The sequence below is a fragment of the Streptomyces sp. NBC_00223 genome (assembly GCF_036199905.1).
In the GTDB taxonomy this organism is placed as follows: domain Bacteria; phylum Actinomycetota; class Actinomycetes; order Streptomycetales; family Streptomycetaceae; genus Actinacidiphila.
In genome coordinates, this window is record NZ_CP108109.1 from 756939 (window position 1) to 770062 (window position 13124).

Annotated in this window: 11 protein-coding genes; all 11 read right to left on the reverse strand. The window is 71.4% G+C overall.

What is annotated here, in order from left to right; all coding sequences use genetic code 11:
• Positions 1–22 precede the first annotated feature (22 nt).
• On the reverse strand, positions 23–919 hold the full coding sequence (locus OHA30_RS03200) for an ABC transporter permease (protein ID WP_328912254.1): 897 nt from the start codon (positions 917–919) through the stop codon (positions 23–25).
• Positions 919–1908, reverse strand: a complete 990-nt coding sequence (locus OHA30_RS03205; RefSeq protein WP_328912255.1) for an ATP-binding cassette domain-containing protein — start codon at positions 1906–1908, stop codon at positions 919–921. Before OHA30_RS03205 ends, OHA30_RS03200 begins: the two co-directional genes overlap by 1 nt.
• Before the next feature lie 276 nt (positions 1909–2184).
• Positions 2185–3711 carry a malonate decarboxylase subunit alpha gene (locus OHA30_RS03210; RefSeq protein WP_328912256.1) on the reverse strand — a complete coding sequence of 509 codons (1527 nt, stop codon included), beginning with the start codon at positions 3709–3711 and terminating at the stop codon, positions 2185–2187.
• On the reverse strand, positions 3699–4472 hold the full coding sequence (locus OHA30_RS03215) for an enoyl-CoA hydratase/isomerase family protein (protein WP_328912257.1): 774 nt from the start codon (positions 4470–4472) through the stop codon (positions 3699–3701). The genes OHA30_RS03210 and OHA30_RS03215 overlap by 13 nt, the downstream gene beginning before the upstream one ends.
• On the reverse strand, positions 4469–5695 hold the full coding sequence (locus OHA30_RS03220; protein ID WP_328912258.1) for an enolase C-terminal domain-like protein: 1227 nt from the start codon (positions 5693–5695) through the stop codon (positions 4469–4471). The genes OHA30_RS03215 and OHA30_RS03220 overlap by 4 nt, the downstream gene beginning before the upstream one ends.
• Positions 5696–5750: 55 nt before the next feature.
• Positions 5751–6647: a carbohydrate ABC transporter permease gene (locus OHA30_RS03225; RefSeq protein WP_328912259.1), complete on the reverse strand. Its 897-nt coding sequence runs from the start codon at positions 6645–6647 to the stop codon at positions 5751–5753.
• A gap of 62 nt (positions 6648–6709) precedes the next feature.
• Positions 6710–7714 carry a carbohydrate ABC transporter permease gene (locus OHA30_RS03230; protein WP_328912260.1) on the reverse strand — a complete coding sequence of 335 codons (1005 nt, stop codon included), beginning with the start codon at positions 7712–7714 and terminating at the stop codon, positions 6710–6712.
• Positions 7715–7722: 8 nt separating this feature from the next.
• Complete coding sequence (locus OHA30_RS03235) at positions 7723–9126, reverse strand: ABC transporter substrate-binding protein (protein ID WP_328912261.1); 1404 nt, start codon at positions 9124–9126, stop codon at positions 7723–7725.
• 8 nt (positions 9127–9134) lie between these two features.
• Positions 9135–10202 (reverse strand): Gfo/Idh/MocA family protein, encoded by a 1068-nt coding sequence (locus OHA30_RS03240; RefSeq protein ID WP_328912262.1) that lies wholly within the window; start codon positions 10200–10202, stop codon positions 9135–9137.
• Positions 10203–10205: 3 nt separating this feature from the next.
• Positions 10206–11087 carry a sugar phosphate isomerase/epimerase family protein gene (locus tag OHA30_RS03245; RefSeq protein ID WP_328912263.1) on the reverse strand — a complete coding sequence of 294 codons (882 nt, stop codon included), beginning with the start codon at positions 11085–11087 and terminating at the stop codon, positions 10206–10208.
• 104 nt (positions 11088–11191) lie between these two features.
• On the reverse strand, positions 11192–12916 hold the full coding sequence (locus tag OHA30_RS03250) for a hypothetical protein (protein WP_328912264.1): 1725 nt from the start codon (positions 12914–12916) through the stop codon (positions 11192–11194).
• Positions 12917–13124 lie beyond the last annotated feature (208 nt).

Consider the following 13124-nt stretch of genomic DNA (forward strand, 5'->3'; position numbering starts at 1 on the left):
GCCGCGGGCCGCGGGGCCGCGGTCAGGACAGCACCCGGTGGCGGAAGTTCCGCAGGCCCAGGCCGAGAAAGGCGACGCACGCCCCGATCAGTACGGGATAGACGATGTACAGATGCATGTGGGACGTCTGGGTGAAGGCCGCCCGCATGCCCTCGGTGATGTAGATCAGCGGGTTGATCAGGACCAGGATCTGGAGCCAGTGGAAGCCGCCGAGGTGGACGAGGGAGAGCTTCGTCCACTGGTAGTAGGTGCCGCCGAGGAAGACCAGGGGCAGCACGACGAAGCCGAACATCACCCCGATGTTCTGCGGCTGGAAGGTGGTGCCGAGCAGCAGCCCGAGCGCGGTCATGGCCAGGCACGCCAGCGGGACGAGGGTCACCACGATCCACCAGTGGATGGTCAGGTGCGCCTGGACACCGGGAGCGTGCACGACGGCCGCGATGGGCAGGACGATGACCGCCGAGATCAGCGCCTGGACCGCGCCGGAGAGCACCCGGGCGACGGCGACCAGCCAGATCGGGCAGGGCGCCTGCACCCGGTCCTCGATCTCCCGGGTGTAGCCGAACTCCTGCGACATCTGGATCGCGACCGACTGGATGCCCTGGAACATGATGCTGATGGCGACCACCCCGGGCACCAGCACGGTGGCGAACGCCGACTCGCCCGCCGAGCCCCTGGCCCCGCCGACGCCCTGCCCGATGGTGGGGAAGACATAGAGGAACACGAACACCAGGAGGAACGGCTGCATCACGGTCCGGCCCACGAACTGGCCGAAGTTCTTCCACAGCACCCGCAGGTCCCGCCGGATGAGCGCGCCGAGTGCGGTACGGCTGGCCGCGGCCACCGACCGGCTGGGCCGTACGGTCAGGCGGCGGTCCGCCGGGGACAGCGGGGTGGAGGCGTCGGCCGAGGATGCCATCACTCCCTCAGCTCCTTCCCGGTGAGGCTGATGAAGACGGTTTCCAGGGAGCTGCGGACGATCGACAGGTCGACCAGGTCGAAGCCGCCCTTCTCGGTGCTGGCCACGACGCGGGGCAGCAGCCGCTCGTCGCCCTGCACCTGGAGTTCGACCCCGCCCTCGATCTGGCGGGTCCTGACGACGCCCTCGATGTCGTCGGCGAGCCGGGCGGCGAGCGCTTCGGTGTCGCCATTGGCCAGCACGGTGACGATGGTGTCGGCGCCGATGCCCTGCTTGAGGGCTTCCGGTGTGTCGAGCGCGAGGATCTTGCCGTGGTCGATGATCGCCACCCGGTCGCAGAGCCGGTCGGCCTCCTCCATGTTGTGCGTGGTGAGCATGATGGTCTGGCCGTCGGCGATGAGGTCGCCCAGGATCTCCCAGAGCGCGAGCCTGCTCTGCGGGTCGAGACCGGCGGTGGGCTCGTCGAGGAAGAGCACGGCCGGGCGGTGGAAGATCGCCCGCGCCACCAGCAGCCGCTGGGCCATGCCGCCCGACAGGTTCCCCACCTGGGAGGACGCCCACCGGGACAGGGTGAACCGTTCGAGGGACTCGTCGGCCAGCCGGCGGGACCGTCCGGCCGGGATGCCGAACAGCAGCCCGTGGTAATAGAGGTTCTCCCACACCGTCAGGGAGCGGTCCAGGGTGTTCTGCTGGGTCACGACGGCGATGACCTGCTTGGCCAGCGTCGGCTGGGCGACCACGTCGATGTCCCCGATGTACGCCTTGCCGGACGTGGGGATCACCCGGGTGGCGAGCATGCCGATGGTGGTGGTCTTGCCCGCGCCGTTGGGGCCGAGTAGTCCGAACAGCTCGCCGGCGCAGACCTCCAGGTCGAGGCCGTCCACCGCGGCGACGGACGCCTTCGGGTACACCTTGCTCAGGCCCTCGGTACGGATGACCGTCTGCCGCCGGCTGCCGGGACCCGCCCCGCCCGGTGCGTCGATCGCCATGACCCTCCTCGCCGGCTCCGGCCGGCCCGTGCGGTCACGGCGGCGAACCGTCCTGTGCCCGGCCGGCTGACGAACACCGCGTCAGCGCCGGGCGCGGTCTTCTCTCATGGAAGCACCGGGCCGGGCCCACGGCACGTGCCGACTGGGCCGGCCGGGGTACGGCGGCGGTACGGGAGGGGATACCGGAGGGGGTACGGCGGGCGGGGCCCGGAGGACGGACGGGGGTACGGGCCCGGATTCGGCGCCGTACCCCGGGGTCCGCCGGCCGGTGTCCTGTCAGGACACCGTGTGGACCAGGAACTCCCCCATCGACCGCGGTTCGCGCGCCACGGCGACCGGGAACGGGATGTGCGCGAGGACGTCCCGCCGGATGTCCACGCCGGGCATCACGGCGTCCAGCCGGTAGCCGGCCCCGGTCACCGCGAAGACGGCCCGCTCGGTCACCACGGTGATCGGCCGTCCCGCCGCGCGGGCCCGGGTGCCGTTGAAGGTGATCTGCTCCACCTCGTCGACGAACCGCCGGATCGTGCCCTCCCGCTCGATGACCAGCCGGCCGTCCACCACCGACTCACGCAGCCCGCCCGTGGTGAGCGTGCCGCAGAAGACCAGTTCACGGGCGCCGTGCACGATGTTGACGAAGCCGCCGGAGCCCGGCATCATCCCGCCGAACCGGCTCACGTTGACATGGCCGTGCCGGTCGATCTCGCCGAAGGCGAGCACGCTGAGATCGGGGCCGCCGCCCTCGTAGAAGTCGAACACCTCCAACTGGCCCATGATCATCTCGGGGTTGAGGGCCGCGCCGCCGACCAGCGGCCGGCCGCCCATCGGGCCCTGCTCCACGGTGAAGTACAGATCGTCGCGGCCCCTCAGCCGCGCGGCGGCCGGCACGTCGTACATCGGCAGCCCGGCGCCCAGGTTGACCATGCCGCCCTCGGGCAGCAGGGAGACGACGGCCCGGGCGATCGTGTCGCGGGGCCGGTCGCCGGGGCGGTCCTCCGGCAGCGGCACCCGCCGCTCCCCGGTCAGCCCGGGGTCCTGCTCGTCCTCCCACGGGTCGGGCCTGAGCACGACCGCGTCGACCAGCGGGCCGGGGATACGGCCGAAGCGCGGGTGCACCTCGCCGTTGTCGACGATCCGGTTGACCTCGGCGAGCACGATGCCGCCACTGTTGCGGGCCGCCATGGCCACGTCGACGGCGCCGTGGTCGTACGCCTCCCGGTCGGCGTAGAGATTCCCCCGGCGGTCCGCGGAGGTCGCCTTGACCAGTGCCACGTCGACCGGGAGCCGCGGATAGCTCAGCAGTTCCTCGCCGTCGACCTCGACCACCCGGTTGAGCGGCGCGTACCGGCCGGGCACCACACGGCCGCCGTCGAGCCGCGGGTCCGCGAAGGTGCCGATGCCGACCGGGGTGAGCAGGGCGCCGCGCCCGGCCGCGGTGGCGCGCAGCCACTGGAGGATGGTCCCCATCGGGTAGTTGTAGGCGGGGACGTCGCCGGAGCGGACGAAGCGGTTGATCTCCCGTTCCGGGTTGCGGGCGTAGCTGCCGCTGATCACCCGGGTCACCATGCCGGGGCGGGCCATGAGGTTGAGTCCGGTGCCGGCGCCGCCCTCGCCTCGGCGGCTGCGTTCGACCATGCTCACCGCGACCACGGTGAGGCCGGTGGGGGTACCGTCGCGGTCGAAGCGCTCGGCGAGGGCTTCGAGCAGTGATTCGGCCACGGCCCGGTAGCTTCCGCCGGACAGCGCGACCGTCGCGCCCTCGGGGATCAGCCGTACGGCCTCCTGGGCGGTCAGTATCCGCACGGGGGTTCCTCACTTTCGGTGTGTTCCGTTGCCGGGTGCGGGGCCGCCGGGCCCGGTCCGGGGGCAAGGCGCGGGGCCGGGTCGAGATCCGGGGCGAGATCGAGCGCCTGCTTGACCCGTCCGGTCACCGCCGCCGGCGCGGCGGCGTAGCGCCGGGCCCGGTCCAGCGCCGCCGCGAAGGCCGTGCCGTCCGGCGTGACCTCGTCCACCAGGCCGGCGGCCAGCGCGGCGGACGCGCCGAGCCGTTCGCCCGTCAGCACCAGGTCGAGCGCCCGGCCCCGGCCGACGAGCCGGGACAGCAGGGCCGGGCCGTCCCAGCCCGGGAGGTGGCCGAGGGTCACTTCGGGCAGCCCGAGCAGCGTGCCTTCGTCGGCGACCCGCAGATCGCAGGACATGGCCAGTTCGAGCCCGCCGCCGAGCACGTACCCGTGCAGCGCGGCGACCGAGATCAGCGGGGAGGACCGCAGCCTTGCCAGCGTCGCGCGCCCGGCGGCGATGAAGCGCCGGCGGCTGTCCGGGGTGAAGTCGGCCCGTTCGCCCCGGTCGGCGCCGGAGCAGAAGGCCCGGCCCCGGCCGGCCAGGACGAGCACCCGGCAGTCCGGGTCCGCCTCCAGTACGCCAATCACCCGGTCGAGTTCGCGGACCGCGCCGGAGCGCAGGGCGTTGAGCTTGCCGGGCCGGGCGAGGCGGATCACGGCGACTCCGGTCCCCGGGTCGGCGGCGACCTCCACATCGGCGGCCGCGTCGGGTGCGCCCGTCATGCCGGTTCCAGTTCGGTCTCGGACTCGATCCGGTCGGGGTCGAGTTCCATGCCGAGGCCGGGGGTGTCGTCCAGGACCAGTTCGCCGTCGACCGGCTCGACGCGGTGCCGCAGGAAGTGCTGGGTCACCGTGCTGAACTTGATCAAAAACTCCTGCTGCGGGGTGTGGATGGGCGACTGGGTGGCCGAGAAGTGCAGCGTGGCCTGGGGAGAGGTGCCGTGCGGCATGGTGATGAGGTCGTGCGCGGTGGCGTATCCGGCGATCTTGAGCGTCTCGGACAGTCCGCCGGCCCAGTAGATGTCGGGCTGGAGCACATCGAGCGCCCCCTCGTCGACGAACCGCCGCAGCCCCCACCGGGTGTACTCGTGCTCGCCGCCGGCCACCGGGATGCTGATGCGCTGCCGGATGCGCTTGTAGCTGTCGACCCGGTCGGCCATCACCGGCTCCTCGATCCACCGGGGCCGGTACTCTGCCACGCGTTCGGCCAGGGCCACGGTGTAGGGGACGTCGAGGGCGGTCCAGAAGTCGATCATGATGTCGTCGTCCTCGCCGATGGCCTCCCGGACCGTCCTTACGACGTCGACGTTGCGCCGCAGCCCCTCGTGCCCGCTCATCGGGCCGTACCGCAGAAACCACTTCTGCGCGCGGTAGCCCTGCGCCTGCGCCCACTTGGCGCGCTCGCGGACCATCCCCAGATCGCCGACGCCGAAGCCGAACATGCTGGCGTAGGCCGGTACGGTCTCGCGGGTGGGGCCGCCGGCCAGGCGGTACGCCGGCACGCCGAACCACTTGCCGCGCAGGTCCCACAGGGCGCAGTCGATCGCGCTGATCGCCATCATCCCGTCGCCCTGCCGTCCGTGCGAGAGCGTCCGGTGCATCACGTCCCACAGATACTCGCTGGCGAGCGGGTCGCAGCCGGTGACCACGGGGGCCAGATGCAGTCCCACCAGCATGGCGGCGGACGGGGCCAGCGGCCCGGCGACACCGCTGACGCCCTCGTCCGTGTCGATCTGGAGGAAGGTCGAGGCGAGCCGCAGATGGTGGTCGTCGATCTGCTCGCCCCGCTCGAAGTAGGTGACGGCCTGGCCGACTTCGGGCCGCCAGCGGTCCTCGCGGTAGTGCGGGTAGACGTCCAGGGGACGTACCGCCCGGTCCTCCCAGTGCGGGCCCTCGGTTTCCGCGGTGCCCCGCACCCGGCGCAGCCGTATCGCGGTGATCTTCATGCTCTGCCTTTCGCTCTGCTTGGGTGGACCGCGCGCCGCGCGCTCCGGGCACGGCTCAGACCCCGCTCATCGCACCGGCGTTCAGCCCCTGGACCAGGTAGCGCTGGAAGACCAGGTAGAGGACGACGACGGGCAGGGAGCTGATGACGGCGGCGGCCATCAGCTCGCCGTACAGCGGAAGTCCGGAGTCGGCCTGGGTGTTGGCGAAGCCCTGCATGACGATGGCCAGCGGCTGGGTGTCGGACTTGGTCAGCACGCTCGCGAACAGCACGTCGTTCCATCCGACGAGGAAGGAGAAGACGAAGGCCACGACGATCGCGGGCAGGCTGAGCGGCAGGATCACCCGGAAGACGGTCCGCAGGGGTCCGCATCCGTCGATGGCCGCGGCCTCGTCCAGTTCGCGCGGGACCGTCTGGAGGTAGCCGGCCAGCAGCCAGGTGGACAGCGGCAGTCCGAACGTCATGTAGGTGAAGATGATGACGCCGTATCCGCCGATCAGATGGACGCCCAGCGTGGTCTGGAGCCAGGAGAAGACCGCGAACAGCGGCAGGACCAGGGTGGTGCCCGGTACGGTCTGGGTGCCGATCAGCGTCTGGAGGAAGACCTTCCTGCCGCGGAAGCGGTAGCGGGTCAGCGGGTAGGCCGCCAGCAGCCCGAGGATCACGGAGGCCAGGGACGAGACCCCGGCGATGATGACGGTGTGCAGGATGCCGGAGGCCAACGGCGCGTCGGACCACATGGCCCGGTAGTTGTGCAGCAGGGGGCCGTCGAGGCTCACCTCGCCCAGGGCCGCGCGGGTGTCCGGGCTCAGGGACAGCAGCAGCATGTAGCCGACCGGGACGAGCGTGGTGACCGAGAGCACCACCACGACGAGCCGGGCCAGCCAGGCGGGCAGGATACGGTCCGGCTGGCTCAGGCGCGGGCTACGGGTCCGGGGCGCGGAAGCGGACATCAGGGGTCCTCGTTTTCTCGCCGACCGGACGGTCCCGGCCGCCGGTCGCGTCGCCGGGGCGCTCATTCGGGTTCGTCCGTCATACGGGTGGCCCGCAGATAGATGTATCCGGGCACGATCAGGATGATCATCATCAGGACCGCCATGGCGCTGGCGACGCCGTAGTCGAATGTCGAGAAGGCGCGGAAGTACGCGTTGATCGGCAGCACGTTCACCGAGGCCGGCGGCGGCGAGGAGAACATCACGTACGCGAGCGTGAAGTTGCCGAAGTGGTAGAGCGTGGACAGCAGTACGCCCAGCTTCAGCAGCCCGCTCATCTGCGGCAGCACGATCCTGCGGAGTTTCGTCAGCGGGGAGGCGCCGTCCATCTCGGCCGCCTCCAGCTGCTCACGCGGGATGGTCTGGAGCCCGGCGAGCACCAGCAGATAGATGAACGGCCACTGCGCCCACATATTGGTGAACGTCATCGCCCAGAAGGCGTTCGGCCCGATCAGCCAGTACGTGTCCTGGCTGGCCAGCCCGACATGGCCGAGCACCCGGTCCACCAGCCCGTAGTGGTTGAGGAACATGATCCGGGCCAGCAGCGCGGTGACGAACATCGGAATGATGTGCGGGATCAGATACAGCGCCCGCACCACACCGTGGCCGCGGAAGGGTCGGTGCACCGACAGCGCGGCCAGGAAGCCGACCGGCACCACGACCAGGGTCGTCAGCAGGGAGAACGCCACACTGATGCCGAGTGACCTGGCCGCGCCCACCCCCTGCACGCTGGGGCCGGTGAACGCCTCCTTGAAGTTGCGCAGCCCCGACCAGGGGGCGTGCACCCAGTCGCGCAGCGTGCTCACATTGACGTCGTGCAGGCTCATGTCGACGGTGAGCGCCACCGGGACGAGCACGACCGCCAGCAGCGCCGCCCCGCAGGGGACGAGCATCCACAGGGGCCGGCGGCCGCGGCCCGCCGCTTTCGGGGCGGGCCCGCCGGCCGGCACGTCCGGCCGGCCGGCGGTGACCGCGTCCCCGGACGCCCGCAGCGCGGAGTCTGCGGAGTCTTCGGAGTAGGTCTTCATGGTCCTGCTCACAGATGGGCCTGAACGGCTTTGTTCTGGTTGGCCAGTTGGGCGGTCAGATAGTCGGGCTTCCAGCTCCCCGTCGTGGCGAGGTTCCCGGCCACGTTCTTGATCGCCGTGCCGATACCGGTCTGGATGTACGACCAGGCGCCGGTGAACTCGGTCGGCTCCTCCTGCCCGGCGACCGCGATCAGCGGCTTGGCCTCCGGGTGGTCGGTGGCCAGTTGGTCCATGCCCGCGGTGGTGGCGGGCATCCAGCCGGTGAGTTCGTACTGCTTCTTGTTGACCGACGGGCTGACACTGGCCTTGGCCAAGGCGAGCGCGAGATCCTTCTTGCCCTTGGCGTAGCTGGGGATCGCCCAGTCACGGCCGGCCACGATGCTCTGCGCCGGGGTGCCGCCGGCCGGGCGCTCGGTCATGCCGTAGGGCACGTTCGGCATCGGGGCGAGGCCGATGTCCTTGGCGATGGGCTGGTCGGCGGCGGCAAGCTGGACGCTGTTGGTGGCGATCGGCAGCATGGCCACCTTGCCGCCCAGGAAGGCCGCGACCATCTGGGCGTTGTTCCAGGTCAGCGACTCGGCCGGGGCGACCTTGTGCTGGTAGATCTGGGCGAAGTAGAAGTCCACGGCGCTGTTGAGCTGGGGGCTGTCGAGGGCGGCGGTCTTTCCGTCCTTCGACAGGAAGCCGCTGCCGCCGAGCTGGTGGGTGTAGGACCAGGCGAACTTCCACGGGTCGAAGCCGTCCGCGGGGTCGATGCCGACACCGTGCACCCCGGGGTTGGCCTTCTGGAGCCGCTTGGCGTCGTCGATCCATTCGGTCCAGGTGGTCGGCGGCCTGTCGATGCCCGCCTTGGCGAACATCGCGGTGTTGTACGCCATGACGTACGGCACCGTGGTGTGCGGGATGCCGATCTCCTTGCCCTCGCCCTTGCCGGACATCGACAGCAGCGCGGGGATGAAGGTGTCCCGGCCGCCGACCGCCTTCCAGTCGTCCTCGGTGAGGGTGAGGAAGCCGCCGGTCTCGTAGAGCGTGCCGCCGAAGCTGCTGCCGTAGTCCACGATGTCCGGGCCGGAGCCGGAGACCAGGGAGGTCTGGATGAGCGTGGTCTCCTGGTCGGGCGAGTTGAAGTACTGGAACTTCACGGTCGCGCCCGTGGTCGCCTTGAACTCCGCGGCCAGCGCCTTGTAGTACTCGGCGTACTGGCTGGCGAGTCCGGCGCCGGCCGCCGGGACCAGGGCGGTGATCACCTTGTCGCCGCCGGCCGTGTCGGAGGCACAGCCCGCCAGCGTGGTCGCGGCGACGGCGACCGCGCACACCAGCGCCCCGGGCCCCCGCAGGGCGGGCCCGCGCCGGCCCGCGGAGCCGGTCCCGGGCAGGGGCTGTCTGTTCCCGGCCGTGCGTCTGATCGTCATGCGTCTGTTCATCGTGCTTCCACCTCCGCGTCCACGCCGGAAACCCGGACGAGTTGCCCGGTACGGGCCGATTCATAGAGAGCGAGGACGACTTCGAGCGAGGCGCGGGCGTCCCGGCCGCGCACGAGGGTGGACGAGGAGTAGCCGGGGTCGCGCAGTGTCCGTGCCACGTCGGCGAAGACATTGGCGGGCGGTCCGTCGCCCGCGTCGCCCGGCTCCGGGTCGAAGTCCCCGGTGGTCTTCCACATCGTGATGGCGTTGTCGATGGCGATGACGCTGCCCAGGTCGCCGTTGACCTCGCTGCGGCTGGTGGAGCCGCCGCCGTAGACGGGGTGCACGGGGTTGGTGTTGTGGAAGGTGGCGGTGCCCACCAGCATGCCGATCGCGCCGCTGCGCATCTTCAGCAGCGCCGCCGCGGTGTCCTCGACCTCGATGTCATGGGTGAAGGTCCCGGTCAGCGCCTGGACGCTCTCCACCTCGCCGAGGTACCAGCGCAGCTTGTCCACCGCGTGGATGCTCTGGTTGATGACGATGCCGCCGCCGCTGTCGGCCAGCTTTCCGCGCCAGCCGCCGTCGGCGTCGTAGTACGACTGGGGGCGGTAGCACTTGTAACTGAAGTCGCCGAGCACGACCTTGCCCAGCGCGCCGGCCTCGATCGCCTGGTGGATACGGAAGTTCTCCGCCATGTACCGCAGATAGAACTCGCAGAAGAGCTCGACCCCGGCCTCCTCGCACGCGGTGATCATGGCGTCGGCGCGGTCGAGCGAGATCTCCAGGGGCTTGGTGACGAGGACGTGCTTGCCCGCCCGGGCCGCCTCGACGACGATGTCCCGGTGCTTGTTGCTCGGGGTGAACACCCCGATGACGTCGATGTCAGCGCGCGTCAGCAGCTCGCGGTAGTCGGTGGTCCAGTCGACGCCGTACCGGGCGCCGGTCTCCCGGGCGCGCTCGGCGTCCAGGTCGGCGACCGCCACCAGACGGGTGCCCGGGGTGGAGGTCACCGCCTCGGCGCTGGTCGCACCGAAGGCGCCGAGGCCGACAACGGCGAAGTTCACGGGTGGTTCGGGTGGCGTCATTGCCTACCTCCGGTAGATGTCGTCCACGATGGCTCGCAGATTCCTGATGTCGGACTGCACGTCGCTGGTGAGCCCGGGATCGTCCTCGGGCCTGCGGGGGTGGTAGTTGCGCTCCACGGTGAGGAAGCCGTCGTAGCCGTGGTCGATCAGCGCGGGGAGGATGGTCCGGTAGGGCACGTCGCCCTCTCCGGCGACGGCCCGCCGGGTGCCCGCTTTCGCGGGGTCGGCCGGGTCGGCGTGCAGATCCTTGATGTGGACGTCCACGACCGGCAGCCGCAGGGCCGCGGTCAGGCCGTCCAGGGGCGTTTCGCCCGAGCGCCAGGCGTTGGCGACGTCCCAGCACAGGGCGAGCGCCGGTGAGTCCAACCGCTCCAGGAGCAGGGCGGTCTCGCATGCCTGCCCGATGTGGCTGGCGCCCTCGGTCTCCACCATCAGCACCGCTCCCGCCCGTTCGGCGGCGCGGACCGAGGGGGCGAGCTGTTCCGCCAGTCGGTCCAGGCAGTCGGTGAAGTCCGGCCGGTCGGACCACATGGCGTAGTCGTCGTGACCGCGCAGCCAGGGCGCGAAGATCCGGATCAGCCGCGTGCCGAGGAGGTCCGCGTAACCGAGCATCCGGTCAAGCAGCCGTTCGGCCTCCTGGCGGCTCCCGTCGTCGTCGAGGAAGAATCCCCGGCCGTAGGGCGAACCGAGGGCCGAGACGCACAGGCCGTGGTCGTCGGCGATACGCCTGACCCGCCGTACGTCGTCGGGCTCCAGGTCCTTGATGTTGCGCCCCCGCACATTGCGCACGGCCAGGCCGTCCAGGCCCAGTTCGGCGGCGCCACGCGCGGCTGCGGTGAAGTCGGTGACGAAGTCGTCGCTGAAGACGCTCGTCCTGATCGCCATGTGCTTCTCCCTCCCCTGTTCCTGTTCCGGTCGCCGTCGCTACGGGGACGGCCGGTGCTGCGGGTCGCCGCCGGGTGGTGGCCGGCGGTGCCGGCCGGCGGTGGTCAGCGGACGCGCCGGACCCGGTAGGCGGCCCGTCCGGTGCCGGCGAGGTCGATCCGCACCAGGCCGACCAGGCCGTGCCGGGACTCGTAGCCGTGCGGCAGGTGCACGGTGTGCAGCACCGGGCCCCCGGCCTCGACCACGACCTCCTCGTCGCCCGCCGTCAGACGGACGCGGCCGCCGTCCACCCGGACCTCGGTGGTCCGGCCGTCGCCGCGGTCGCGCAGGTAGGGCACCAGCAGGCTGACCGGGTGGCCGGGCGCCTCCTCGACGATCCGGGCCTCGTCCGGCCCGAGGTCGACCGCGATCCGGTAGGCGAGACCGTCGAAGTCCGCCACCGCCTCCAGCCGCCGGCCCGTCACGACGGCGGGCCCCCGGTCCGAGGGCCGCAGCGCGGCCACCGGCTGAATCGAGCGGTCGGGCCGGTGGACGGCGATGCCGAGCGTCAGCGGGGTCCCGGTCGCCATGTGATGCACCTGGCCGCCGAAGCGCAGCCGGCGGCGCGGGCCGAGGGTGAGGTCGGCGATGCCGAAGGCGTCGAACGCCTGGTCGGCGGTGACATAGCCGTCGCGCGGGCCGAGGTTGAGGTGCACCGACCAGCCGTCGGCGTGCAGCAGGGCGCGGTGCACGGGCTCGCCCTCGACCCGGGCGACGGGTTCGCGGTCCGCGGCGGTCCGCCCGGCAGGCTCCTCACCGGTGAATCCGGCGAGGACGGCGGTGGCCAGGAAGCCGAGCGGCAGGCTCACGTAGTGCGGGTCGGAGGTGTAGACCTCGTATCCCACCCGGTGATTCGCCGGCAGGACGTTCTCCACCGGGCTGAGATCGCCGGCGGGCCGGAAGCAGTCGGCCATCGCGTGCAGCGACCGTACGGCGGCGGCGTCTGCGGCCGCGGCCAGGGCCGGGTCGTCGGCCTTGACGAGGGCCGCCGCCTGGTGGAAGTACGAGCACTGGGCGCCGAGCGTCCACACCTGGCCGGTACTGCGGTGGGCGCCCGCGAGCGAACCGCTGGAGAGCTGGACGGCGAGGCTGCGGCGCAGCCCGGTGACCAGCAGCCGTTCGAGGTCCTTGCGGTGGGCGCCCGCGTATCCGTCGGCCAGCAGGTAGAGGAGATGGACCCGGGTGAAGAGGTCGTAGGAGTTGGGCAGCCCCGGTTCGCGGTAGAAGCCCGCTTCGAGGTCGATCGCCTCGGTGAGGAACGGTTCCAGCCACTCGTCCATCCGGCCCTGGTCGTACGGTGACAGGCCGTCGCCGATGCGCAGCCACTCGCCGGACATCCACACCGACGCCCAGTTCACGGGCGGGCGCTTGTTGAAGGCGTCGGGCACGGCGACCCGCCGTATTCGCTCGGCCACCGGGTCGAGGTCCGGGGCGCCGACCGCGCGCAGCAGCCGCAGCGCGCGGAGCGCCGGCGGCCACATGAAGTCCCGCAGGTTGTCGGTGCCGGGGCTGCCGACAGCCGGGTAGTAGCGGGTGGTCGGCGTCGGGCTGTCCGGGTCGAGCAGGTGGTCGAGCGTCGCGGTCAGCCCGCGGCGGGCCGCGTCGGCGTACCGGGCGCGTTCCGGGCCTTCGGTCAGGGACGCGAGGGCGGCGTTCACATAGGCGTAGTAGGCGGTTCCGTACTGGGTGGGCTCGGCGAAGACGGGGTCGTGGAGTTCGCCGGAGGGCTGGAGGTGCGCCGAGAGTCCCTCGGCTCCGCGCCGCAGGACGTGCAGGGCGGGACTGGTCATGGTGACGGCTCCTTCGCCGGGTCCCCGGCGCTGCGGATGGGGGAAACGCCCGTGGCGGGGATGGGTGGCGGTAGGGGGAGGCGGGTGCTTCTCGCTGCTCGCGCAGAGGCGGCACCCCACACCGTGACGATCAACCTGGCGACGGTGCCGGCCTTGCGATGGCCTGAACACTACGCCCGAGTCCGACATTGTCAACTGTTAACAGTCA

Coding starts and splice junctions, on each gene's coding strand:
- OHA30_RS03240 (WP_328912262.1), bottom strand. CDS start 10,202: ATGACGCCACCCGAACCACCCGTGAACTTCGCCGTTGTCGGCCTCGGC.
- OHA30_RS03220 (WP_328912258.1), bottom strand. CDS start 5,695: ATGAAGATCACCGCGATACGGCTGCGCCGGGTGCGGGGCACCGCGGAA.
- OHA30_RS03245 (WP_328912263.1), bottom strand. CDS start 11,087: ATGGCGATCAGGACGAGCGTCTTCAGCGACGACTTCGTCACCGACTTC.
- OHA30_RS03235 (WP_328912261.1), bottom strand. CDS start 9,126: ATGACGATCAGACGCACGGCCGGGAACAGACAGCCCCTGCCCGGGACC.
- OHA30_RS03250 (WP_328912264.1), bottom strand. CDS start 12,916: ATGACCAGTCCCGCCCTGCACGTCCTGCGGCGCGGAGCCGAGGGACTC.
- OHA30_RS03215 (WP_328912257.1), bottom strand. CDS start 4,472: ATGACGGGCGCACCCGACGCGGCCGCCGATGTGGAGGTCGCCGCCGAC.
- OHA30_RS03205 (WP_328912255.1), bottom strand. CDS start 1,908: ATGGCGATCGACGCACCGGGCGGGGCGGGTCCCGGCAGCCGGCGGCAG.
- OHA30_RS03225 (WP_328912259.1), bottom strand. CDS start 6,647: ATGTCCGCTTCCGCGCCCCGGACCCGTAGCCCGCGCCTGAGCCAGCCG.
- OHA30_RS03230 (WP_328912260.1), bottom strand. CDS start 7,714: ATGAAGACCTACTCCGAAGACTCCGCAGACTCCGCGCTGCGGGCGTCC.
- OHA30_RS03200 (WP_328912254.1), bottom strand. CDS start 919: ATGGCATCCTCGGCCGACGCCTCCACCCCGCTGTCCCCGGCGGACCGC.